Source organism: Sphingorhabdus sp., from assembly GCF_040079335.1.
Lineage (GTDB): Bacteria > Pseudomonadota > Alphaproteobacteria > Sphingomonadales > Sphingomonadaceae > Sphingorhabdus_B.
This window is the reverse complement of the sequence record NZ_JBEBKL010000008.1, coordinates 1-23587: the sequence shown is the minus strand read 5'-3', so window position 1 is coordinate 23587 and position 23587 is coordinate 1. Positions and strand designations below refer to the sequence as shown.

Annotated in this window: 25 protein-coding genes; 6 read left to right on the top strand and 19 right to left on the bottom strand. The window is 57.0% G+C overall.

Going from position 1 to position 23587, the window contains the following annotated elements; translation table 11 throughout:
- The 3 genes from ABL922_RS04120 to ABL922_RS04110 form a co-directional block, all read right to left on the bottom strand.
- The gene (locus ABL922_RS04120; RefSeq protein ID WP_349022938.1) at positions 1 to 1800 is read right to left on the bottom strand and encodes an acyl-CoA dehydrogenase C-terminal domain-containing protein; all 1800 of its coding nucleotides are present in this window, start codon (positions 1798 to 1800) and stop codon (positions 1 to 3) included.
- A gap of 30 nt (positions 1801 to 1830) precedes the next feature.
- On the bottom strand, positions 1831 to 2280 hold the full coding sequence (locus ABL922_RS04115; RefSeq protein ID WP_349022937.1) for a MerR family DNA-binding transcriptional regulator: 450 nt from the start codon (positions 2278 to 2280) through the stop codon (positions 1831 to 1833).
- A 103-nt stretch (positions 2281 to 2383) separates the two neighbouring features.
- Positions 2384 to 3145 (bottom strand): L,D-transpeptidase family protein, encoded by a 762-nt coding sequence (locus tag ABL922_RS04110; protein ID WP_349022936.1) that lies wholly within the window; start codon positions 3143 to 3145, stop codon positions 2384 to 2386.
- Between the two features lie 230 nt (positions 3146 to 3375).
- On the opposite strand from ABL922_RS04110, the gene ABL922_RS04105 reads away from it, so the two are divergent.
- Positions 3376 to 3996, top strand: coding sequence for a murein L,D-transpeptidase catalytic domain-containing protein (locus ABL922_RS04105; RefSeq protein ID WP_349022935.1), 621 nt, complete (start codon positions 3376 to 3378; stop codon positions 3994 to 3996).
- Between the two features lie 3 nt (positions 3997 to 3999).
- On the opposite strand, the gene ABL922_RS04100 is transcribed toward ABL922_RS04105, so the two are convergent.
- Entirely contained in the window at positions 4000 to 4533 is a 534-nt protein-coding gene (locus ABL922_RS04100; RefSeq protein ID WP_349022934.1) for a superoxide dismutase family protein, read from the bottom strand.
- A 32-nt stretch (positions 4534 to 4565) separates the two neighbouring features.
- Positions 4566 to 5477 (bottom strand): phosphoserine phosphatase SerB, encoded by a 912-nt coding sequence (gene serB / locus ABL922_RS04095; RefSeq protein WP_349022933.1) that lies wholly within the window; start codon positions 5475 to 5477, stop codon positions 4566 to 4568.
- Between serB and miaA the strand changes: the two genes are divergently transcribed.
- From miaA to ABL922_RS04070, 5 genes are all read left to right on the top strand, one after another.
- A complete protein-coding gene (gene miaA / locus ABL922_RS04090) occupies positions 5476 to 6414 on the top strand; it encodes a tRNA (adenosine(37)-N6)-dimethylallyltransferase MiaA (protein ID WP_349022932.1) in 939 nt (312 codons plus the stop codon). The two genes, serB and miaA, sit on opposite strands and share 2 nt — an antisense overlap.
- Positions 6415 to 6512: 98 nt before the next feature.
- Positions 6513 to 8258, top strand: coding sequence for an acetolactate synthase 3 large subunit (locus ABL922_RS04085; protein WP_349022931.1), 1746 nt, complete (start codon positions 6513 to 6515; stop codon positions 8256 to 8258).
- On the top strand, positions 8258 to 8773 hold the full coding sequence (ilvN, locus tag ABL922_RS04080) for an acetolactate synthase small subunit (RefSeq protein WP_349022930.1): 516 nt from the start codon (positions 8258 to 8260) through the stop codon (positions 8771 to 8773). The genes ABL922_RS04085 and ilvN overlap by 1 nt, the downstream gene beginning before the upstream one ends.
- 44 nt (positions 8774 to 8817) lie before the next feature.
- On the top strand, positions 8818 to 9837 hold the full coding sequence (ilvC, locus tag ABL922_RS04075) for a ketol-acid reductoisomerase (protein WP_349022929.1): 1020 nt from the start codon (positions 8818 to 8820) through the stop codon (positions 9835 to 9837).
- Positions 9838 to 9915: 78 nt separating this feature from the next.
- On the top strand, positions 9916 to 10530 hold the full coding sequence (locus tag ABL922_RS04070) for a YceI family protein (RefSeq protein ID WP_349022928.1): 615 nt from the start codon (positions 9916 to 9918) through the stop codon (positions 10528 to 10530).
- A 306-nt stretch (positions 10531 to 10836) separates the two neighbouring features.
- Here the strand turns inward: ABL922_RS04070 and ABL922_RS04065 are convergent, their stop codons facing one another.
- The 14 genes from ABL922_RS04065 to ABL922_RS04000 all read right to left on the bottom strand — a co-directional run bounded on the left by ABL922_RS04065 (position 10837) and on the right by ABL922_RS04000 (position 23437).
- Complete coding sequence (locus tag ABL922_RS04065) at positions 10837 to 11313, bottom strand: GNAT family N-acetyltransferase (RefSeq protein WP_349022927.1); 477 nt, start codon at positions 11311 to 11313, stop codon at positions 10837 to 10839.
- Positions 11313 to 12290: a nitronate monooxygenase family protein gene (locus ABL922_RS04060; RefSeq protein WP_349022926.1), complete on the bottom strand. Its 978-nt coding sequence runs from the start codon at positions 12288 to 12290 to the stop codon at positions 11313 to 11315. The genes ABL922_RS04065 and ABL922_RS04060 overlap by 1 nt, the downstream gene beginning before the upstream one ends.
- Before the next feature lie 61 nt (positions 12291 to 12351).
- Positions 12352 to 14010 (bottom strand): 2-isopropylmalate synthase, encoded by a 1659-nt coding sequence (leuA, locus tag ABL922_RS04055; RefSeq protein WP_349022925.1) that lies wholly within the window; start codon positions 14008 to 14010, stop codon positions 12352 to 12354.
- Between the two features lie 220 nt (positions 14011 to 14230).
- Positions 14231 to 14683: an AHH domain-containing protein gene (locus ABL922_RS04050; RefSeq protein WP_349022924.1), complete on the bottom strand. Its 453-nt coding sequence runs from the start codon at positions 14681 to 14683 to the stop codon at positions 14231 to 14233.
- 55 nt (positions 14684 to 14738) lie between these two features.
- Positions 14739 to 15485, bottom strand: coding sequence for a hypothetical protein (locus ABL922_RS04045; RefSeq protein WP_349022923.1), 747 nt, complete (start codon positions 15483 to 15485; stop codon positions 14739 to 14741).
- A gap of 85 nt (positions 15486 to 15570) precedes the next feature.
- A complete protein-coding gene (locus ABL922_RS04040; protein WP_349022922.1) occupies positions 15571 to 17505 on the bottom strand; it encodes a potassium transporter Kup in 1935 nt (644 codons plus the stop codon).
- Between the two features lie 132 nt (positions 17506 to 17637).
- Positions 17638 to 18291, bottom strand: a complete 654-nt coding sequence (locus tag ABL922_RS04035) for a cytochrome C biosynthesis protein (protein WP_349022921.1) — start codon at positions 18289 to 18291, stop codon at positions 17638 to 17640.
- Entirely contained in the window at positions 18288 to 18695 is a 408-nt protein-coding gene (locus tag ABL922_RS04030; RefSeq protein ID WP_349022920.1) for a cytochrome c-type biogenesis protein, read from the bottom strand. The genes ABL922_RS04035 and ABL922_RS04030 overlap by 4 nt, the downstream gene beginning before the upstream one ends.
- On the bottom strand, positions 18692 to 19222 hold the full coding sequence (locus ABL922_RS04025; RefSeq protein ID WP_349022919.1) for a redoxin family protein: 531 nt from the start codon (positions 19220 to 19222) through the stop codon (positions 18692 to 18694). Before ABL922_RS04025 ends, ABL922_RS04030 begins: the two co-directional genes overlap by 4 nt.
- Entirely contained in the window at positions 19219 to 21153 is a 1935-nt protein-coding gene (locus ABL922_RS04020) for a heme lyase CcmF/NrfE family subunit (RefSeq protein ID WP_349022918.1), read from the bottom strand. Before ABL922_RS04020 ends, ABL922_RS04025 begins: the two co-directional genes overlap by 4 nt.
- Positions 21150 to 21599, bottom strand: coding sequence for a cytochrome c maturation protein CcmE (ccmE, locus tag ABL922_RS04015; protein ID WP_349022917.1), 450 nt, complete (start codon positions 21597 to 21599; stop codon positions 21150 to 21152). Before ccmE ends, ABL922_RS04020 begins: the two co-directional genes overlap by 4 nt.
- A complete protein-coding gene (locus tag ABL922_RS04010; protein ID WP_349022916.1) occupies positions 21596 to 21727 on the bottom strand; it encodes a hypothetical protein in 132 nt (43 codons plus the stop codon). The genes ccmE and ABL922_RS04010 overlap by 4 nt, the downstream gene beginning before the upstream one ends.
- Positions 21728 to 21731: 4 nt before the next feature.
- On the bottom strand, positions 21732 to 22448 hold the full coding sequence (gene ccmC, locus ABL922_RS04005; RefSeq protein WP_349022915.1) for a heme ABC transporter permease CcmC: 717 nt from the start codon (positions 22446 to 22448) through the stop codon (positions 21732 to 21734).
- 125 nt (positions 22449 to 22573) lie between these two features.
- On the bottom strand, positions 22574 to 23437 hold the full coding sequence (locus ABL922_RS04000; protein ID WP_349022914.1) for an OmpA family protein: 864 nt from the start codon (positions 23435 to 23437) through the stop codon (positions 22574 to 22576).
- Positions 23438 to 23587 lie beyond the last annotated feature (150 nt).

Below are 23587 nucleotides of genomic sequence, written 5' to 3'. Positions count from 1 at the left end.
TCAGGCTACCGCAAACATCTCCGGTTCCAGCGCCATGATCGCTTCGCTGCCCGCCTCGATCTTGCGGCGCAGCGCACCGCAATCGGGAATGAAACGCTCGGCAAAATAGCGTGCGGTCACCAGCTTGGTTTCGTAAAATTTGGCATTACCGTTGCCTGCATCGAGCGCAGCTTGCGAAGCCGTCGCCATACGCAGCCATTGCAGGCCGAGCGCCACGATCCCCATGATGTGCATATAATGATGCGCACCAGCGCCGACATTGTTCGGGTTAACCATGCCATTCTGCATGAACCACATCGTGGCCGCCTTCAATTCGCCATTGGCCTTTTCAAGCCGGGTTGCGAAATCTTCGAGCTTGCTGCCCTTGGCCGCGGCGCATTCGTCATCAACGAGCTTGAAGAATGCCTGCACGGCACGCCCGCCATTTTGCGCGAGCTTGCGACCGACCAAATCCATCGCCTGCACGCCATTGGCGCCTTCGTAAATCATCGTAATGCGGGCATCGCGGACATATTGTTCCATGCCCCATTCACCGACATAGCCGTGGCCGCCATAGACCTGCTGCGCATTGGTTGCGACTTCATAGCCCTTGTCGGTGCCATAGCCTTTGATGACCGGGGTGAGCAGCGAGAGCAGGTCGTCTGCAACCGTGCGTTCTTCCTCAGTCTGGCCATTGTGGATGATGTCAGCCAGCAGCGCTCCGTTCAGGCACAAAGCGCGCATCCCTTCGGTGAACGCCTTCGAATCCATCAGCATCCGGCGGATGTCGGGGTGGACGAACAGCGTGTCGGCTTTCTCGTTCAGATCCTGCGGCCCGGTAAGCGCGCGGCCCTGGCGACGATCATGCGCATATTGCACGGCGTTCTGGTAAGCCACCTCGGCAACGCCCAAACCTTGCTGGCCGACTCCCAGACGCGCAATGTTCATCATGATAAACATCGCGGCGAGGCCCTTATTCTCCTCACCCACCAGATAGCCGGTCGCCCCGTCATAGTTCATCACACAGGTGGCATTGCCGTGAATGCCCATCTTATGTTCGAGCGAGCCGCAGCCCAGCGGATTGCGCGCGCCCAGCGAACCGTCTTCGTTGACGAGGAATTTGGGCACGATGAAAAGCGAAATGCCTTTCACATTGTCCGGCGCATCAGGCGTCTTTGCCAGCACCAGATGGATGATATTCTCGGCCAGATCGTGGTCGCCCGACGAAATGAAGATTTTCGTGCCGGTGATCGCATAGCTGCCATCGCCATTGGGCACAGCCTTGGTGCGGATCAGGCCCAGATCGGTGCCGCAATGCGGCTCGGTCAGGTTCATGGTGCCGGTCCATTTGCCGCTGATCATATTGGGCGCATAGATCGCCTTCAACTCATCGCTGCCCTTGACGAGGATAGCCGATACCGCACCGTGGGTTAGCCCCGGATACATGCCGAAAGCCATGTTCGAGCTTGCCATATACTCTTCAAACGCCATCGAAAGGACGTGCGGCATCCCCTGCCCGCCATATTCGACCGGTGCCGAAAGCGTACCCCAGCCCGCTTCGCAATAGGCCCTATAGGCTTCCTTAAAGCCTTCCGGCGTCGTCACCGAACCATCGGCATGGCGGGTGCAGCCCTGCTTGTCGCCGACCCCGTTTAGTGGAAACAGCTCATTCTCGACGAACTTCGCACCCTCAGTCAGGATAGCCTCGACCATATCGGCGCTGGCATTTTCAAAGCCCGGCATATTGGCATATTTATCGATGCCCAGCACTTCGTTGAGAATGAAAAGCGTATCGCGCACCGGCGCTTTATATTGCGGCATAACGTCCTCTGGTCTTTAAGTTATGGCAGTTCAGGCTGCCTTGGTTTCTTCTGCCTCGACGCGTTCGACCAAGGCGACAAAATCATTGAGTTCGGCGATCGCACTATCCAGATCCTGCCGTTGCTTTTTAAGCAATTCGGCGCGTTCGCGGCACTTTTGTATGGTAACGCGACGCTGGACATTACGACCATCGTTCAGATCATAAAGATCGATCATTTCGCGAATTTCGGCAAGGCTGAATCCAACCCGCTTGGCGCGAAGTATCCAGGCCAGACGGGCGCGATCCCGTTTCGAATAGATGCGCGAAAGCCCCTGCCGTTCCGGCGAGATCAGTCCCTGATCCTCGTAGAAACGCAGCGCGCGAGCCGTTACGTCAAATTCGGCAGATAGATCGGAGATCGTATAGTTCTCGCGGCCGAGCGCGTCAGGCGTCTCGATTGTCGCATCAGCCGGTCTTCCATTAGCCAATATATTGTTCATCGCCGCGCCACCTTCTCCCTAACAGGCAGAAGCGACATTAGTTTACGTTAGCGTAAACGTCAACTGCTCTTGCCCTTACGGAAAGCAAGAAATTGCCGCAGGGTCAGTTCGTCGTCAGTGGCGATGTCTGAATCGGCTGTTCTGGCACCGCTGGCACCGGATCGACCGGCGCGACGGGCGCAGGTTGCGGTTTGGGCCTCGGCTTGCTTAGGCTTTCGAGAATGACGACTTCGCCGTCCATCGCCGTCACATCAAATAGAGACTTGGCAAAGGTTTTGGGCAAACGGATGCAACCGTGCGAAGCCGGATAGCCGGGGTTGTGACCCGCGTGGAGCGCAATACCATCCCATGTCAGCCGCTGCATGAAGGGCATCGGCGCGTTGGCATAAATGTTTGATTCGTGATAGATTTTTTTCTGCAGGATTTTGAAATATCCCGTCGGCGTTTCCTTGCCCTTCTTTCCGGTCGAAACCGTCGTGAAACCGACCAGACTGTCGCCATCGAACACATACATGCGTTGGATATCGAGCACGATCACCATGCGCAGCGGATTGACATAGGCTTCGCGATTTTCCCACACGAACTGGCCCGGTTTCAGGCTGTCGGGCGGGCCCTTTTTGACGGGTTTAGGTGTCGGCTTTGGTTCGGGTGTAGGTACAACCGGGGGAACCGGCTCCACCACGGGAGCAGGTGTGGGAACGATTGTCGGCGGAGCAACGGTTTCGGGCTGTGCCGGGGCTGTTTCGGTTACCGGAACCTGTTGGACGGCGGGTACGGTCGCCGAAGGAGTTTGTGCCGCAACCGGGCCAGCCAGCAGCAATCCTAGAGCGCCCCAGGCCACTCCACGCGTGGTCACCACAAACATCACTTATCCCTGTTGCATCACATTATTACGAAAGTAGTAGAGATATGCGGAAAATTGGCCCCAAAATCAATTGATATCAGGCCTGTTGCATCGGCTTTTGCGACCAATGGACGGAAATGGTAAATTTCCTTTCATCCGTGTTGCAAGGCGAAATGCCGCAAATTTGCGTTAAAATGCACCTGATCTCCTTCTATTGTTAAGCCATGTGGCTTAGCTTCAAAGGAATGGAAGTGCTGGGTCGTCGTCAATTTCTGCAAACTGCTGCATTCGCAGGCGCTGGAGTCGCTTGTGCCTCCTATCCGCTTGCCGGTGCAGCTGCCCAGTCGACCAACCCCGTCGAACTCGACCCCCGTTTGCTTGCCCGCGCTGGCGCTGCCCTTGCCAAACATGGCGACAAGGTGTTCAGCCGCGAACTTCTGGCCATAGCGGACTTCTCGCAACCTTCCGGCTTGCCGCGCTTTCACCTGTTCAACATGATCGACGGCAGCAACACGACCTTGCTCGTTTCGCACGGTATCGGATCAGACCGCGGCCATAGCGGCAAGTTGCAGCAATTTTCGAATATCCCGGGATCGGAAGCGACCTCGGCGGGCGCCTATTTGATCGGCGAAACCTATTACGGCAAATATGGCGCATCACGTCGCCTGATCGGCCTCGATCCGGAAAATGATCAGGCCGAAAACCGCGCCATCGTGATCCACCCTGCTCGCTATGTCAGCCAGTCAATGGTTACGACACAGGGCAAGATTGGCCGCAGCCAAGGCTGCTTCGCTTTTTCGTTCGAAGATATTGGCCAGGTTCTTTCGCGCCTCGCGCCGGGCTCGCTGCTGTACGCCGACAAACTAAGCTAGCGCTTATTCGGCGTTTATCACGCCGCAAACGATCCGCTTTCCGCTATTTCCGCTAGGGTCAGTGACATTGTCGTCGGCACGTTCGTGGATCACCAGCGCCGCACCATCGGCATCGAGCATTCCCCCCTCACCTTTTAGTCGCACATCCGGCAGGAAGAAGTCGACAACCACATTGATGTCTGAATAGGCGTCAATATTGGGCAAATCGCCTTTGTGCGGCCCTGCCGGATTGTGCAGGCCATGCTTTTTGGTTTCGGGGTTCCAGTGCGGGCCTGCGCTCGCAAAGTCAGGGCCGTCGCATTTGCCAACCGCATGCACATGCATTGCATAGCGGCCCTTCCCGGGCACCTGCAGCCATAGCTTCCCACGAACGCCGCCCTTTTCCTGAAGGAATTTCGCGGTCCCTGATCCATCGGTATATTGCAGCGAGGCGGCCGCAAGGTTGGCGCGCGCGTCAGCTTTTGAATTCGGCTTTTCAAGCGACTTGCAGGCGGCGAGCGGGGCGATGGCGAGAAGGATGAGGAGCTTGCTGTTCATGGACACGAGCCTATGCGCGTGGCGCTCCTAGTTCAACCGATATTCCAATCGCTTCGGCGCACACCCTGCGCAAATAGCAAAGCCGTCAGATCATTGTGGCGGATCGCGAAATTGGCCTTTTCGGCAAGCGCAGGCTTGGCATGAAAGGCGGCGCCTATGCCGCCACCTTCAATCGCTGCCTCCACCATTAAAATATCATTGGCACCATCTCCAGCAGATAGAACGAGTTCGGGCGCTATGCCCAATTGCTGCCGCGCGTTGTGCAGTTGCCGTGCCTTTTCGCGGGCGTCGACAATATCGCCATCGACTGTGCCGTCGAGATAGTCGCCCGATATCCCCAGCCGGTTCGCCGCCATGCTGTCAAACCCTGCCATATCGACTACGGCGGCCACAAAGTCGGTGAAGCCACCCGAAACCAGCAAGCCGTGCGCACCCCAGCCGCGCATCGTCTGCAGCAATATGTCTGCGCCGGGCGTCAAACGGACCCGTTCGTCGATACATTGTTGAATGGTATCGCGGTGCAGCCCTTTCAGAAGCGCAACACGCCCACGCAATGCGCCTTCGAAATCCAGTTCGCCCTGCATCGCACGTTCGGTGATTTCCGCAATTTCCGCTTTTATCCCTGCATAGTCGGCCAGTTCGTCGATACATTCGATAGTGATGATCGTGCTGTCCATATCCGACACGAGCAGCATTTTGCGGCGGTTGGTTGAGGGCTGGACGCAAATGTCCATAGTGTTTTCGACGCCTCGCAGGGCATCGCGCGCGGCTTCAATCGCTCCTTTGAATGCAAGGTCTCCGGCTTTGCCCTGCTCCAACCAATCATGCTCGCCCGGTTCCAGCCCGGCGTCGCGCAAGCGATCCGCCACCTCGGATAGCATTCCGCTATCCAGATGATCTGCCGCTATCAGTGTGGCAATATTTGTGGAAGAAGCTGACGACATGACGAATCCGCAAAAAAGGCCCAAGGGCAAAAGTGTGGCGCTTATTGCCGGTCCCACCGCCAGCGGCAAGACCGCATTGGCGCTGCGGCTTGCCCAATCGCGGCCAGTGACGATTATCAATGCCGACAGCGCGCAAGTTTATGGCGCCTTGCCGATCCTGAGCGCGCAACCGAGCGCCGACGAAATGGCGAGTGCGCGGCACCGGCTGTTCGGCTATCTCGACGGACGCGAGGCTTGCTCGGCAGCGCGCTGGGCACAGGATGCGAAGCGCGAGATCGAGGTGGCGTGGGGTGAGGATCGTTTGCCGCTGCTGGTTGGCGGGACGGGCATGTATCTGCGAACGCTGCTCGACGGCATTGCGCCGATACCGGAGATTGATCCCGAAATACGCAATGCCGTGCGTGCCCTGCCCACAGCCGAGGCTTATCGCGCGCTGGCTGACACCGACGCCACCAGCGCCGCTGCACTCTCCCCCAATGACGACAGCCGGATCAAACGCGCGCTCGAAGTGATGCGTTCGACAGGCAAGAGCATCGTCGAATGGCGCAAGCTGCGCGAGGGCGGGATCGGCGATGCGGTTGAGCTGCGCCCCCTCCTCCTCTTGCCGCCGCGCGACTGGCTGCATGCACGGTGCGACTTGCGCTTCGAACAGATGCTGGAACGTGGCGCGGTTGACGAGGTAAAGGCGCTGCTGGCGCTCGGCCTGCCCGCTGAAGCGCCAGTGATGCGCGCGATTGGTGTCCCCGAAATCGCAGCGATGCTGCGCGGAGCGATCGATCGCGACGAAGCCCTCGCTCGGGGGCAGGCCGCCACCCGCCAATATGCCAAGCGGCAATATACTTGGTTCCGAAACCAGTCACCTGACAGCTGGCCTCGCTATGCTGAGGTTTATAGTGACTCTGAATTCAGCAAAATTGAAAGATTATTTCATTTTTAACTGTTGACATGCCATTTTCTAATCCGTAACGAGCCCGCTCTTGCCAACCTTGCTGCGTCGCAACATAGGTCAGGTCTCTCTGAATGAGGAATAGGAAATTGGCCGAAAAATCCGGCGCAGATATATTGATCGAAGCCCTGATCGCGCAGGGTGTGGACACCGTTTTCGGCTATCCCGGCGGCGCTGTGCTGCCGATTTACGACGCGCTTTTCCAGCATCCCAAGATTCGCCACGTCCTCGTCCGTCATGAGGCTGGCGCCGCCCATGCGGCAGAGGGCTATGCCCGCTCGACCGGCAAACCCGGCGTAGTCCTCGTCACCTCCGGCCCCGGTGCAACCAATGCTGTCACCGGAATTGCCGACGCTTTCATGGATTCAATCCCGATGGTGTGCATCACCGGGCAAGTTGCCACCAATTTGATCGGATCGGACGCGTTTCAGGAAGCCGACACCATCGGCATCACCCGCCACTGCACCAAACATAATTATCTGGTCAAAGACCCAGCGGAACTGGGTGCCGTCGTTGCCGAAGCCTTCCATATCGCCACACAAGGCCGCCCCGGCCCAGTCGTGATCGACATCCCCAAAAATGTGCAGGTCGCCACAGCCGAATTTGATCACCACGGCAATAATGCCGCCAAACGCTATGTTCCAGCAGGCGACGCAGATTTCGCCGCGATCACGCAGGCAGTCGAACTGCTCGCCAAAGCCAAGGCGCCGATCCTCTACACCGGTGGCGGTATCGTCAATTCGGGCCCTGATGCGAGTGCGGCGTTGCGCGAATTGGCGGCTCTGTCTGGCGCACCCGTCACCTCAACCTTGATGGGCCTTGGCTCTTTCCCCGCTTCCGACCCGGCTTGGCTTGGTATGCTCGGCATGCACGGCACCTACGAAGCCAATATGGCGATGAACCAGTGCGATGTGATGCTCTGCCTCGGCGCCCGCTTTGACGACCGCGTTACCGGTCGTCTCGATGCCTTTTCGCCGAACAGCATCAAGGTACATATCGACATCGACCGCAGCTCGATCAACAAAACGGTGCGCGTTGATTTGCCGATTGTTGCCGATGTCGGCAAGGCGATCCGCCAGATGATCACCATCTGGAACAGCCGCAAACTGCAGGCGCAGCAACTGGACGAATGGTGGGCGCGCATCAAGGGCTGGCGTTCAGTGGGCTCGCTCAACTATCCGGCGAGCCAGTCCGAAATCATGCCGCAATATGCAATCGAGCGGCTGTATCAGCTGACGAAAGACAAGGCTCCGGTCATCACTACCGAGGTTGGCCAGCACCAGATGTGGGCGGCACAGCATTTCCATTTCGAATCGCCGAACAAATGGCTGACCAGCGGCGGCCTTGGAACCATGGGTTATGGCCTGCCAGCCGCTATCGGCGCGCAGATGGGCAATCCCGACGCGCTGGTGATCGACATTGCCGGCGAAGCCTCTATCCAGATGAATATCCAGGAAATGGGCACGGCCTCGCAATACCGCCTGCCGGTCAAGGTGTTCATTTTGAACAATGAATGGATGGGCATGGTGCGCCAGTGGCAGCAGCTCACCTATGAAAGCCGCTATTCGAACAGCTATTCAGACAGCCTGCCCGATTTTGTCGCGCTCGCCGAGGCCTATGGCTGGAAAGGCATACGCTGCGACGATCCTTCTAAGCTTGACGATGCCATCGCCGAAATGCTGGCCTATGACGGGCCGGTGATGTTTGACTGCCGCGTATCGAAGGAAGCGAACTGTTTCCCGATGATCCCCAGCGGCGCGGCGCACACCGAAATGATCCTGCACTCGGACGAGGTTTCAGGCACGATGGACGACGAAGCGAAGGCGCTCGTATAATGCATATCAAGGAAGAAACTGCTGAGCGGCATGTTCTAACGCTCACCGTCGACAACGAAGCGGGTACACTGGCGCGTATCGCAGGCATGTTCACCGCGCGCGGCTATAATATCGACAGCCTTACCGTGGCCGATATTTCGGAAGACCATGCGATCAGCCGCATCACCATCGTCACCAAGGGCCCGCCCGAGGTGATTGATCAGATCATCGCGCAGTGCGAACGGTTGGTTCCAGTTCATAAGGTCACCGACCTCACCGACGCAGGCCCGCATGTCGAGCGCGAGCTGGCGCTGGTCAAGGTTGCAGGCGCTGGCGACAAGCGGGTCGAAGCGATGCGGCTTGCTGACATCTACCGGGCCCGCGTCATCGACGCGACCGTGGGCAGCTTCATTTTTGAAATCACCGGCGGACCGGACAAGATCGATACCTTTGTCGCGCTGATGCGCGAAGTCGGGCTGGTCGAGGTTGGTCGTACAGGAATTGTCGGGCTCATGCGCGGAAGCGAAGCAAGTTAAATCAGGCCACTGGCCACACACTCCGAAAGAGGAAAGCGAATATCATGAAGGTTTATTACGACGCAGATTGCGACCTTGGACTAATCAAGGACAAGAAAGTCGCCATCGTTGGCTATGGCAGCCAGGGTCATGCCCATGCGCAGAATCTGCGTGACAGCGGCGTGAAGGATGTCGCCATTGCGCTCCGCCCAGGTTCGGCAACTGCCGCCAAAGCTGAAGGCGCCGGTTTCAAGGTACTTTCCAATGCCGAAGCGGCTGCTTGGGCCGATGTCGTGATGATCCTCGCGCCCGACGAGCATCAGGCAGCCATTTACGCTGACGACCTGCATGCGAATATGAAAAAGGGCGCTGCCCTCGCCTTCGCACATGGCCTGAACATCCATTTCGGTCTCATTGAACCGCGTGCCGACCTCGACGTCATCATGATCGCGCCCAAGGGCCCGGGTCACACCGTGCGCAGCGAATACCAGAAGGGCGGCGGCGTCCCCTGCCTGATCGCAGTCGACAAGGATGTTTCGGGCAATGCGCATGACGTGGCGCTCGCCTATGCAAGCGCCGTCGGCGGCGGTCGTTCTGGCATTATCGAAACCAATTTCCGCGAAGAATGCGAAACCGACCTGTTCGGTGAGCAGGCGGTGCTGTGTGGTGGCATCACCCACCTGATCCAGGCCGGTTTCGAAACGCTGGTCGAAGCAGGTTATGCTCCCGAAATGGCCTATTTCGAATGCCTGCACGAAACCAAGCTTATCGTCGATCTGCTCTATGAAGGCGGCATCGCCAATATGCGCTATTCGATCTCGAATACCGCAGAATATGGCGACATCACCACGGGTCCGCGTATTATTACCGAAGAGACCAAGTGGGAAATGAAGCGCGTTCTGGAAGACATCCAGTCGGGTCGGTTCGTGAAGAATTTCGTGCTCGACAACCGCGCTGGCCAGCCCGAACTAAAGGCCGCGCGCAAGGCCGCTGCCGCGCATCCCATCGAAGAAACCGGCGCCCGCCTGCGTGCGATGATGCCGTGGATCGCCAAGAACAAGCTGGTGGACAAAGCCAAGAACTAAGCGCTTTGCCGCTTAGCAATTGACATTTTTGGGGGATGGGGCAGCAAATGCCTCATCCCCTTTTTTCTGGAGCCTAAAATGCGCAAATTCCTGATCGCCCTGTCCCTCATTATCGCCGCACCGCTGTTGGCGCAGCAGGATGCCGCTCCGCAGCTTCCCGGGGTTGCTGATGCTGCACGCGTCGCTGCCGGAACCTATGTTGTCGATGGTCGACACACACAGGTGAATTGGCAGGTCAATCATTTCGGTTTCAACGACTATTTCGGTTTGTTTGGCGACATCAAAGGCACGCTGCAGATCGACCCTGCCAATCCAGCGGCTGCAAAGGTAGATGTGACCATCCCGATCGCCTCGGTGGCAACTTCAAGTCAAGGCCTCACCGATCACCTAAAGACCGCCGACTTCTTCGACGTCGCAAAATTTGAGAGCGCCCGCTTTGTTTCGACAAGCGTGGTCGTCGACGGGCAAAAGGCTGCCATCAAGGGCGACCTGACGATGCTGGGCGTAACCAAGCCGGTCGAACTCGAAGCCCGTTTTGAAGGCGCAGGAAGCAACCCAATGAGCAAGAAGGCGACCATTGGTTTCCATGCTGCCACCACCATCAAACGTAGCGAGTGGGGGATAACCAAATATGTCCCGTTGGTGGGCGACGATGTGAAATTGCGGATCAGCGCGGCCTTCGAAAAGGAATGAACCCCGGTCAGGATAGTATCGAAGTCCGGATCAAATCCCGACTGCCATCCAAATATCTACTTGAAATGTAGGATTCATTCATCCAGCTTTGCTGTCCTCTTTGCACGTGCGGAGAGGCCCGCTCTTTGACGTTGTTGGCCCATCTTTTTCCTGAAATTCGAATCCCGGCCTTGCGAAGCCGTGTTGGATATTTTGTGTAGCCGTGCATTTCATTTGTGCCAATTTTGGCGTCAAGTCCGTCAAGCATTTGTCACCCTGATCGTAACGATGGCTAAAATATCAGGGGCGACGTTAGTGTCAGCTTTGTCAACTTTGACGTCGATAGGACATTGCTACATCGCATCGTGCATAATGATGCTGCGCTTCTGCCAGCAATTCGGCATCATGCTCAAAGCCGCATTTCGCATAGAGGTGTATAGCAGCTTCGCATCTCTTGTTGGTGAGCAGATACAAGCGTTCTGGCTGCATGATCCTTGCGCGGTCGATCAATGCATTGAGCAGAAACTCGCCTGCCTTCAATCCGCGCAGTTCAGGCCGGACGCCCATCTTGGTCAATTCAAGCTGGCCGGGTTCGGACCATTTGAGCGCACCTGCACCGACAATTCCCCTGCCCTCTACTTCGACGAACAGGATATCACCGCCCTTGTCGATAATGGTTGCGCGCGGGTGCTGAAGAACGTGGCGATCCACATCCTCCATTTCAAACATGGTGCTGATCCACTCCGCGTTGATGTCGTGGAAATGCGCCGCCAGTTCGTCGCGATACTCGACGATATTCAGCATCACCAGCCCTTGCGATAGGCCCCGTCGAGCCGCGCCTTGGCCGCACGATATTCGCGCTCGAGCCGGTCGACCATGTCTGCCACCGACTGCACCTCTTTTACTGCGCCGATGCCCTGGCCTGAACCCCAGATATCCTTCCACGCTTTCGCTTCGGTATTGCCACCCGAACCGAAGTTCATTGTGCTGATGTCGCCTTCGGGTAGATTGTCCGGATCCATACCCGCCTTAACGATCGATTGGCGCAGATAGTTGCCGTGAACACCGGTGAACAGGCTGGAATAGACAATGTCGCTGGCCTTCGCCTCGACGATATTTTCCTTATAGCCCTCAACCGCATTGGCTTCCTTGGTCGCGATGAAGGCACTGCCGATATAAGCGAAATCGGCTCCCATCGCCTGTGCTGCAAGGATCGACTGGCCATGCGCAATCGAACCCGAGAGCGCCACCGGCCCATCGAACCATTCACGGATTTCCTGCATCAGTGCAAAGGGCGAGGTCGTGCCCGCATGCCCGCCCGCTCCAGCGGCCACGGGGATGAGGCCATCCGCCCCCTTCTCAATCGCTTTGTGCGCAAAGCGATCGTCGATCACATCGTGCAATGTGATTCCGCCCCAGGCATGCACAGCCTGATTGAGGTCTTCACGCGCACCCAGCGAAGTAATCGTCACCGGCACCTGCCATTTAGCGCAGATTGAGATGTCCTCCTCAAGCCGGTTGTTCGAACGGTGGACGATCTGGTTGACGGCATAAGGGGCCGCCGGACGATCCGGATTGTCGCGGTTGTGCGCGGCCAGCTCTTCAGTAATCTGGTGCAGCCACTCGTCGAGCTGGCTCGCTGGACGCGCATTCAACGCTGGAAAGCTGCCGACCACACCCGCCTTGCACTGCGCAATCACCAGCTCCGGCCCCGATACGATGAACAAGGGTGAGCCGATAACCGGCAGACGCAGTTTGTTGAAAATGGCGGGCAAAGACATCAACGGCTCCTAAGGCTTAATCACTTGGTTAAGCCGTAAAGAGCGTAACGCTCTGCCCTTGTCAAATGCCGTTTGCAGCACTCAACAGCGCCCGCACGGTTGCCGTAGCGACATCGGTGTCGATACCTGCACCAAAGAGGCTGCGGCCATCGGCGCTCCGGCATTCGACATAAGCTGCGGCTTGCGCACCCGCACCATGGCCGATTGCATGTTCGCTATAATCGACGATATCCATTTCAGGTCCACCATGATCGGCAAGCGCCGAAATCACGCTCGACATCAGGCCATTGCCGCGACCGGAAAGGCTACGAAACTCGCCATCGACCTTTAGTTTGCCAACGAAAATCCGGTCAGTTCCGGAATGGTTTTCGGCATAGTCGAACAGTTCAAACCGCCCCGACTTGGTAATGAAATAGCGATCCTGGAATGCGCCCCAAATATCGGCAGAGGTCAGTTCGCGCCCTGTCGTATCGGATAGTTCCTGCACGGTGCGCGAGAAATCGGCCTGCATCTTCTTCGGCAGCTTTAGGCCGTAATCCTGTTCCAGCACCCAGGCGACGCCGCCTTTGCCGCTTTGTGAATTGACGCGGATCACTGCCTCATAGCTGCGACCTAAATCGGCAGGATCGATCGGCAAATAGGGCACTTCCCAAATCTCGTCATTGCGCTTTGCCTGATGCGCAAAGCCCTTTTTGATCGCATCCTGATGGCTACCGGAAAAGGCGGTGAAGACCAGTTCGCCAGCGTAGGGATGGCGCGGATGGACGGGCAGCTGGTTGCAATATTCTACCGTCTGAATGACCTCATCGATATCCGAGAAGTCGAGACCCGGGTGCAGCCCTTGGGTGTACATGTTGAGCGCAACGGTAACCAAATCGACATTGCCAGTGCGCTCACCATTTCCGAACAGGCAGCCCTCAACACGGTCGCCGCCCGCAAGCAAGCCTAGCTCTGTCGCTGCAATGCCTGTGCCGCGGTCGTTATGCGTATGCAGGCTGATGACTACCGCCTCGCGATTGGGAATGTTGCGACCGAAATATTCAATCTGATCGGCATAGATATTGGGCATTGCCGCTTCGACGGTTGCCGGCAGGTTGAAGATGATTGGCTTTTCAGGCGTCGGCTGCAATATATCCATCACAGCCGAGCACACTTCGAGGCTGAAATCGAGTTCGGCGGTCGAGAAAGTTTCTGGCGAATATTCGAAATGCCAATCGGTCTGCGGATATTTCGCGGCCTGTTCGGCAAGGATGTTTGCACCCTCGATGGCAATTGCCTTCACGCCCGCCTTATCGAGATTGAACACGATGTTCCGCCATGCAGGCGAAACGGCGTTGTACAGATGAACAATGGCAGTCTTCGCGCCCGCCATCGCCTCGAATGTCTTTTCAATCAGGTCGCGGCGTGATTGGGTCAGGCTCTGGATCGCCACATCATCCGGGATACGATCGCCATCGACCAGTTCGCGGATGAAGTCGAAATCGGTCGCACCCGATGAGGGGAAACCGACTTCGATTTCCTTGATGCCCACTTTGACCAGCAGGTCGAAAAAGCGGTTTTTCTTCTCGGCGCCCATCGGATCAATCAATGCCTGATTGCCATCACGAAGGTCGGTGGAGAGCCAGCGGGGGGCCTTGTCGATGGTTCGGCTTGGCCATTGGCGATCAGGCAAGTCGACCTGAGGGAACGCGCGATATTTGCGGGATGGATCGTTCAGCATCTTACTTCTCAATGGTTCGGGCGCGCCTTGGCACCTCATGTTCTGGGTCTGGTTTTCGTTATAACCCTTAGGCAGGGCGGCTCCGGCCGCAGCCGGAGGCTATCACGCGCCTAAGGGCGCGTAAGTCGAAGAAGAAGCGAGAGCGAACGAGCTTTCATGATGCCCGCGCTTTTTCACACAAAATTTCAAACGTCCAGAAAAAAGCGCAACAGAATGTGCGTCAATGCGAAGGCAGCAGGTTCCATAGACGGTAGGCGGCGATTTCCATATATTCGAAATCGGCGTTCGAGGTGAATGGGTTGCGATTGCCCTTGCGCAACGGAAGCTCATTCTTGCGAAGCGCGGCCTTCAATGCGCCTTGCAGCTGCCGTATTTCAAACAGCTGGCTATTGCGACCATGTCTGTCAAAGGCCGCGATGCGCTCACTAACAAGCTGATTGTAAACCGGATGCGGTCCTCTGTGCAGTGGAAGCCGAAACGCTGCAGCATTCGCTTCTGTGCAGGGAAGGTACATGCCATTTTGGTGGAAATCGTCAAAATCGAACCCCAATTCACTCATCGTGCGAAATAGGGGTCGGAAAGCGGCTTTGTCGATTATTTCGAGCGGTATGATGTGGTGACAGTGAAAGCCGGGGATTTTGACGCGTTTCTTCACTTCACGAAATGATAGCATGCCCGCTTGCCCTCCTTTTGCTGCCCCAAGCTATTGGAGACGGCGCGGAAAGCAATCAACCAAGCGTTACAATTTGCTCCACATTGGAATTAATCTGGCATTTCAGCAAATTCCCGCTGGTGTTCGGGGTCAGACGAATGATTTTGCCAACGTCAATATCGGGCACATCCTGTTCTTCCTCGACCGCGCCATTTGTCGCTAGGTCGTGCGCGAGACGAATTGCCCGGCGGATCAGTTCCTGACGTTCCATATGATCTGACTGGATCTCAAATTCCTGCCCGCAGAAGAGGTGCAGACCACTCGACCTCAAAACACCCTCAGCATCTTCGAATTCAAAGTCGACGATTGGCAAAACCGGAAACACGCCACCCGACAGATAAGAATCGACTACTTCAACAAAATAGTCAGGGTCGATCTGCAGGGAGGCTGGCCGCCAAAGCAGGCCAATCGCGCCCAGTTGCTTGGCGAAAGAAGCGCCCAGCGCCAGAAATGCCTTTGCTATTTCCGGAATCCTTAAACCTTGATCAATGTGTGGATGGAGTGCGAGCCCCATTGCACCTCGAAACATATCGTCACTGATCGTCGAGAAGATCTTCTTCGAACTTGCCACATTCGGCTGACTGACACTCCAGTCGCACAGAAAAGTAAGGCCGTCGAAAAGGATTGTTGTTTTCGACTTTTCCGCCTGCCCGAGCGGATCAACCGACATATTGCGGTCACCAACAACAAGTGCATCAAATTTGCTGCGCACTTCAGATTGCGAAACATCAAACAAAAGCAGCAAAGGCGGACTTGTTTCCAAAGCTCTAGATTCCCCAGTTCCTTATTTGTTCTAGTTTAGTTTTCGGAATGAGGCAACCTGCTTTCAAATAACCATCCGAAATGGACTAGATTTCTACCTGGCTGCCTAGTTCGACGACACGGTTCGACGGCAGTTTGAAGAACTCCATCGCATTTGCGGCGTTGCGTAACATCCATGCGAATATTTTCTCGCGCCAGATCGCCATTCCGGGCACCTTGGAAGCGATCAGGGTCTGCCGCGACAGGAAGAAGCTGGTTTGCATCATATCAAATGGCGGACCACACAGATCCACCTTGGCGAGTGCCGCCGGCACATCGGTTTCCTCTAGGAAACCATAGCGCAGGATGACTCGGTAGAACCCCTCACCCAATGTCTTGCAGGTCGCCCGCTTGCTTTCATCGACAAAGGGCATTTCCGCGATGTCCACCGTCAGGATGATGACGCGTTCGTGTAGGATGCGGTTGTGTTTGATATTGTGCAGCAACGCCGACGGAACGCCCGCGCTGGTCGAAGCCATGAAGATTGCTGTGCCGGGAACCCGTTGCGCACTACCACTCGCTGACTTGATGAAAATTTCCATCGGCATCGTACTTTCGGCCATGCGTTCACGCATTAGCGCACGCCCGCGTGACCAGGTGGTCAACAGCGTGAATATAACCAGACCGATCAGCAGCGGGAAATAGCCGCCCTGCGGCACCTTGAGCAGGTTAGCACCGAAATAGGCGATGTCGACGATGAAGAAGACAGCCAGGATCGGCAGCGCCTTCCACTTCGGCCATTGCCACAATGTAAGCAGCACCACCGAGATCAGGCAGGTGTCGATGAACATCGCGCCGGTCACCGCAATACCGTAGGCCGCCGCGAGATTGCTCGACGAGCGGAAGAAGAGCACGAGGACGATCACCATGATCATCAAGCCCCAGTTGATCGCCGGGATGTAGATTTGCCCTGCCTCGCTCTCGCTGGTGTGCAATATCCGCAGGCGCGGCATGAAGCCGAGCTGGATTGCCTGCTGGGTCAGCGAGAAGGCACCCGAAATCACGGCCTGGCTGGCGATGATGGTCGCCAGAATGACAAGGAAAACAATCGGTAGCCTGAGCGCGTCGGGCAGCATCAGGAAGAAGGGATCCTTGATCGCCGCCTGCGCCTCAACCGGGCTCATAGACAGGATCATCGCCCCCTGCCCCATATAGTTGAGCATCAGAGCAGGCAGCACGAACCACAGCCAGGAAAATTTAATCGGCCGTCGCCCGAAATGCCCCATATCGGCGTAGAGCGCCTCGGCACCGGTTACCGCGAGCACGACCGCGCCGAGCGACACAAAGGCCCGGAATCCATCGATATAAAAGAAATTGATCGCGTTCCAGGGATTGAGCGTATGCAGAACAATCTCTGGCATTTCGACCAGATACATGAGCCCGAGGCCGGACAGCGTCAGGAAATACAACACCATAATCGGCCCGAAGAGCGCACCGACCTTTGCCGTTCCGCGCGCCTGTATTGCAAACAGGCCGACCAAGATGGCAAGAGCGATAGGGATCACCCAGCCCTTGAAGCCGGGATGGACATAGTTGAGACCCTCAGTCGCTGACAACACCGACATCGCCGGAGTAATCATTGAATCACCGTAAAACAGCGCCGTCGCAAACACGCCGAGCATGATGATCGGCGCGGTCCACTTTTCACCCTGTGTCTTGCGGCTGATCAACGCGAGCAAGGCGAGGCTTCCGCCCTCCCCCTTGTTGTCCGCTTTCATGATGGTGAAGACATATTTAAACGTCACCACCAGCATCATCGACCAGAAGACGAGACTGAGCACACCCATGATGTGCATCGGATCGGGCTCGATCGGATGATGGCCGGCAAAAGTTTCGCGGAACGCATAAATCGGGCTGGTACCAATGTCGCCAAAGACGACGCCAACCGTACCCATACATAGAGTTATTAGCGACGCCTTTTTATGGCCGTGCCCTGCATGATCCTGCGGGTTTTCGGAAATCTCGGTTTCGCTATTTGCCATGCGCCCCCCAAAGGCGAGATGTTCAGCTTCCTCGCACCTTATCGGAGCGCAGCGCGCGCCGATAGCACGCCATCATAGCCCAAACAACGCACTATCGTTGTAAATTCGATCTAATTAAATATATGAATTTCATTACTTTTCTTTTTCATCTGACGACATCGATGCGCCAGCGAGCAGTGATTCAAGCCCGGCAAGCTGCGACTCAACCGCTGGACGCCATTTTGCCTTGGGCGACGCACGCCCCAGAACCTGATTCCATTTGGCAATTGTTTGGTCGGGCTTGCGATCAAAAAGTGCAGCAAGCCCCTCAAAATAATCAGGAGCCGGCAGGTTCGGGGCCAATGTGCGCGCCTTATCGAAGGCGAGTTTTGCTGGCGGCGTCAACTCCCCATCAGAAGCCAGCATCAACACAAGGCCAAGCGCCGACCATAGGTCAGCATTCTCTGGATGCTGACGCAGCCCGGCCTGAATATATCCCGATGCCGCTGCATAGCTGCCGTCACGCGCGAAACCATCCGCAGTCACCAGCCACATTTTTGCGACACCATAATTCTGATCCATATCGCTGCGCATCTTAATCAGCGCTTCGGCTGCACCTCGCTCTGCCGCGATCGGCTTGGCCGGGGCCGAAGGTAGCGCAGGACTACCTTGCCAGGCATAGCCAGCCATGGCGAGGATGACAGTGGCAAGCACCGGCTGCCACAATTGCCGTCGTCCTTTTACAAAGGCGAGTATGACAAGCGCCGATGCGAGGCCCATCCCTATCATGACAACCCAGCCGCTCATGCCACGCTCTTTATGAAGCGACCGCGCGCGACGAGTGCCGCGCCGCCTAATAACAGCACAGGCAACAGCCACAGAACGAGCCCTCCCCCGCTAGCGGGCGGAGCAAAGCTGATCCAGTCGCCATAACGTTCGATGAGCCAGCTTTCGATTTCAGCTTCGCTTTGGCCTGCTTTGATGCGTTCGCGCACCTCATGACGCATAGCAGCGGCAATTGGTGCATCGCTGTCATGAATCGACTGGCCCTGGCACTGGATGCAGCGCAGCCGCTGCATCAGCTCTAGCGCGCGAGCCTCTTGTGCAGGATCGGTAAGCTGCTGGTTGGCAAGCGGCGGCGGCGCACCTTCCTGCGCAGCCGCAGGAACCGCGGAAATCGCCAACAACAAGGGCAGCAACACCCGCCTCATTCCGCTTCCTTCAGCTTTTCGATCAAAAGCGCAACATGCTCGGCGCGGATATCGCCGATATGCTGGTGGATGATACGACCCTTGCCGTCGATCAGATAGGTTTCCGGCACGCCGGACGAGCCCAGCTTGAGCTGGATCAGCATGTCCATATCGGCCCCGATGCGAACAAAGGGGTTACCATGTTCGGCCAGAAAGCCCGCAACATCCTCGGGCTTGTCCTTAATAGCGATAGCGTGAATCTCGACCCCCGCCTCTTTGATCTGTTCAAGAAACGGTGCCTCGGCCTTACACGGCAGGCACCAACTGGCAAAGATGTTGAGCATGCGCGGCTTTCCGTCGGCAAAATCCTTGTTCGAAAGGCCTGCTACGCCTTCAGTTGCGGCAGGCAGCGAGAATTCGGGCAATGGCTGCCCGACCAGTTTCGAACGAACATATTCGTCCTTAGGCTCAATGAGACCGTAGAGGAAAATTCCACCAAGAAATGCGAACAGCGCAAGCGGCGCCCAGATCAGCCAGCTCTTTTTCATGCGTCGCTCCAGGGATTGCCGCGCGCGCGTTTGCGACGGAACAAGCCTATCCGTCCGATGAGCGCGAGCGCTCCGCCCAATGCAATCAGCAGGCCACCAAACCAGATCAGCGTCACAAACGGCTTCCACCAGAGGCGAACCTGCCAGCGGTCTGACGTGTCACCTTTTGCAGGTGCCGCAATAACCGCGTAAAGCTGTCCATCCCAACGGGTAAGCAAGGCGGCTTCGCTGGTCTGCTGTTTGGGATTCGAAAATAGGCGCGACTGTGGAATCATGTCGGAAGCATCGTCGCCGCGACGAACCTGAACCTGCCCTTCCAGTGCGACCCAATTGTCGCCAACCACCGGGCGCACATCGGCGAGTTTGACCGTCCAGCCGGAAACAACCACGCTATCACCCACGCGCATCGCCGAAAGCTTCTCGCTCTTCCACCCAGACTCTGCCGCCATCCCGGCAACGCTTACCGCAAAGCCAAAATGCGCCAGCGCCATGCCCCATACTGACAAAGGCATGCGCATCAGTCTACGCCCGATCAGCGGAAGGATTGCACCCAGAGCGGTGGCCGCCGCAAGTGACAGCGAGAGGATCGGCCAGATGCCCGCCCGTGCTTGCGTCGCCATCAATATGGCGAGCAGAAGCACGAATATACCAATCGGCACCCAAACAGCCTTGTGTCGCGAAAGCAGGTCACCGCGCCAGCGCAGCATCGGCCCGACAATCAGCAATAACATCAGCAACAAGGCGATAGGCACCGTGGTGCGGTTAAAATAAGGTGGGCCGACCGAAATCTTGTCCCCCATCGCCTCTGCCGCCAGCGGCCAGAGCGTGCCGACCAGAACGATAGCGAGGATCACCGAGAGGAAGATATTGTTGCCGACAATTGCCCCCTCGCGGCTCATCAGGGCAAAAGTCTTGCCCTCGCGCACCACGCCAATGCGTAACCCGAACAGGGTAAAGGATCCACCGACATAGATAGCCAGCAGACCAAGGATAAACGCCCCGCGTTCAGGATCGACCGCAAAGGCGTGCACGCTGGTTAATATGCCTGACCGGACTAGGAAAGTCCCGGCCATCGCCATCGCAAAGGCCACCAACGCCAGCATGATCGTCCACGCCCGTAATGCATCGCGTGTTGCTAGCACCGCTACCGAGTGCAACAAGGCGGTTGCCGCAAGCCAGGGCATCAGCGAAGCATTTTCGACTGGGTCCCAAAACCACCAGCCGCCCCAGCCGAGCTCATAATAGGCCCAATAGCTGCCAGCGGTGATCCCGATCGTCAGGAAAATCCAAGCCAGAAGCACCCAGGGCCGCATGGCGCGGGCGAAGGTCGGTCCAACCTTACCGGTCAACAAGGCGGCCACCGCAAAGGAGAACGCCACCGAAAGCCCGACATAGCCAATGTAGAGCGTCGGCGGATGAAAGGCGAGACCGATATCCTGCAAAAGCGGGTTGAGCCCTGCCCCTGTTGGCGGTGCTGGATCAAGCCGCTCGAACGGATTGGACGAGAATAGCAGAAAAGCGAAGAAGCCCAGCCCGAGCAGCGACTGGGCAAACAGTGCGGCACCCAAGGTCTGCTGGTCGAGACGCTTTTCGAACAACGCAATCGCCGCCCCTGCAAGCGACAACACAGTCACCCACAGCAGCATAGAGCCTTCATGATTGCCCCAGCTGCCTGCCAGCTTGAAGATCATTGGCTTGTCGATATGGCTGTTTGAGGCGACGAGCAGCACCGACAGATCGGTGACCGCAAACAGCCATATCAGACAGCCAAATGCGATCAGGCACAGCACTCCCTGCACCACCGCCACCGGCCGGGTAAGCGAAGCAAGCGCAGGCGAGAAGCCGCGCCAATGGCCGATTCCCGCAAAGGCTTGCAGCAACGCAAACGCCGCCGCAAGCCAAAGCGCTGCAAGGCCGAACTCTGCGATCATTCGGCGAGGCTGTCCTTGCTGTTCTCGGCGGTCGACATATCAATGTCTTTCAACTCGCGCGGCACATAATTTTCGTCATGTTTGGCGAGCAATTTGTCGGCAACAAAAATGCCGTCTTTGTCCAGTCGGCCGTCGGCAACCACGCCTGAGCCTTCGACAAATAGATCTGGAACGATGTCCCGATAGACCACCTGCTGCGTCGCATCACGGTCCTGCACAGTGAAGCGCACAGTTACACCGTCCGCATCGCGCTTGATCGAACCTCGCTGCACCATCCCGCCCAGCCGGATGGCCTTGCCCTCCTCGACCTTGGCTTTGGAAAGTGTGGTTGGTGTATAGAAATAGCTTGCTTCCTCACGCAACGCAGAAGCCGCGAGCAGACCGGCTCCGATCAGCGCAACCAGCGCGACCAGCGTAAGAACAAGGCGTTGGTGCTTGGGCTTCATTTCCGGCTCTTAAGATCGTCTGCTAACGCTTCGGATTTCCGCATCGCGATCCAGCTATGACCAACAAGTGCCAGTGTGCCCAGTGCGGTCACCAGAAAGGCGGCAATGATGAAAGGCGTGTGGTTCACCGGATCAATCCTCCGCCATGCGGCGCATCCGCGCCTCGATATGGATTTCGGCGAGCTGCGCTCGCATCCGCATCAGCACGACTGCACCGAAGATCAGAGTAAAGCCGAGCGCGCTTGCAAATAGTGGCCAGAGATAGGCGGCATCAATAGACGATCCACCCAGCGTGATGCTGGCCTTTTGATGCTGGCTCTCCCACCAGACCACCGAGCGATTGATGATCGGGATATTGACCGCACCGATAATACCAAACACCGCCGCTGTGCGACTGACGCTGCCCTTTTCGCTCGAGGCATTGGCGAGCGCGATATAACCCAGATAGAGGAAAAAGAGGATCAGCATCGAGGTCAATCGACCGTCCCACACCCACCATGCACCCCAAGCGGGGCGCCCCCAAATCGAACCGGTAACTAAGCAGAGTGCAGCAAATACCGCCCCCGGCATCGCAATCGCGCGTGCCGAAACCCCGGCAAGCGGATGCTTCCACACAATTTGCACGATGCTTGCAATTGCAATCCCCGTCCAGCCGCCCATGCCGAGCCATGCGGCGGGCACATGGACGAACATGATTTTGACGGAATCGCCCTGCAACCGCTCCGCCGGAACCTGCGTGATCCCCCACCAGCACGCGCAAAATGCGAGCAGCAGGCCGGTCCACAACAGTAGTGGCGTCAGCGGTCTGGCAATGCCGAGAAAGCGGGCGGGATTTGCAAAGCGGTGCATATGATATGACTCGCCCGCGCCTCTAGCACCGCTTGACGGGCGCGCCAATTGATTTGGCGCAAAACCCGCCTGAACTTGCGTTCAATCGTAACTCTCAGGGTGGGCATGAGCCCACCCTGCAGATTTTATAGCCCGTCGACGCTCTTGCTGACGAGGATATTCACCGAAACACGGCGGTTTTGCGCCTTGCCTTCCTCGGTGTCATTGCTTGCCAGCGGATCGGATTCAGCCATCCCGGTCGGCGTCAGCATGCGATAGGGTTTCCAGCGACACGCTTGCTGCAGATAGTTGATCACGCTGCTGGCACGCTTTTCACTCAACGTCTGGTTATAGTCTTCGCTTCCGACCGAGTCTGTGTAGCCAACGACCAGCATCAGAGCATTGTCCGTCGCCTCGGCCTCGGACGCTGCAGAACAAAGCTCCGATTTGGCCTGCGAAGACAACTGCCACCTGCCAGTGTCGAAATAGACGTTGGTTGTGCCCTTGATGTTATATTTGTCGATATCACCCATCCGCCCGCGCAAGGCTTCAGTCGCGGCGGTTTGCTCAGAAAACTGCTGTTCGGTGCCGTTGCGGATCATATTGGCGGTTTTGAAGTCGCCTTTACGGAAGCTAACCTGACTAGCGACGAGCCCGCCTTCCCATTGCAATGTTTTGACGGTTACGGGCAGACCGTTGAGCAATGCGTCATTGCCCAATTTGCTGCGCCCTCCGAACAGTCCCGAACTAGTTTTGACTTTAGTTTCTTCGGTAATCGCAATAATCGTGCTGTTGCCGTCCTCGGTCTTGACCTTCAGCTTCTCGCCCGTACGGGCAACAATCACGCCCTTTATATCAGGCCCCTTGGCCATCGTGCTCGGATTGGGCAAACTGCCCTCCACTATGATGGGATCATAGCTCTGCTGTTGTGCATAAAGACTGCCCGAAACGGGAACCGTAAGCATTGCGAGCAGGGTCAATCCACCCGCCCTTTTTGTTGCGACACGCATTATAAACTCCTTCCAAATGCCCTTGCGAAAAGCCTGTTGAAGGCGACCTTGCTGTCAGATGAACGAGTGTCAAGGTGCCAAATTAGGCCGCTGTTGCGTGTGTATCGTGCGGTAAAGCGTTTGGATGCGCGACCGGGCGGGGGGCATCTT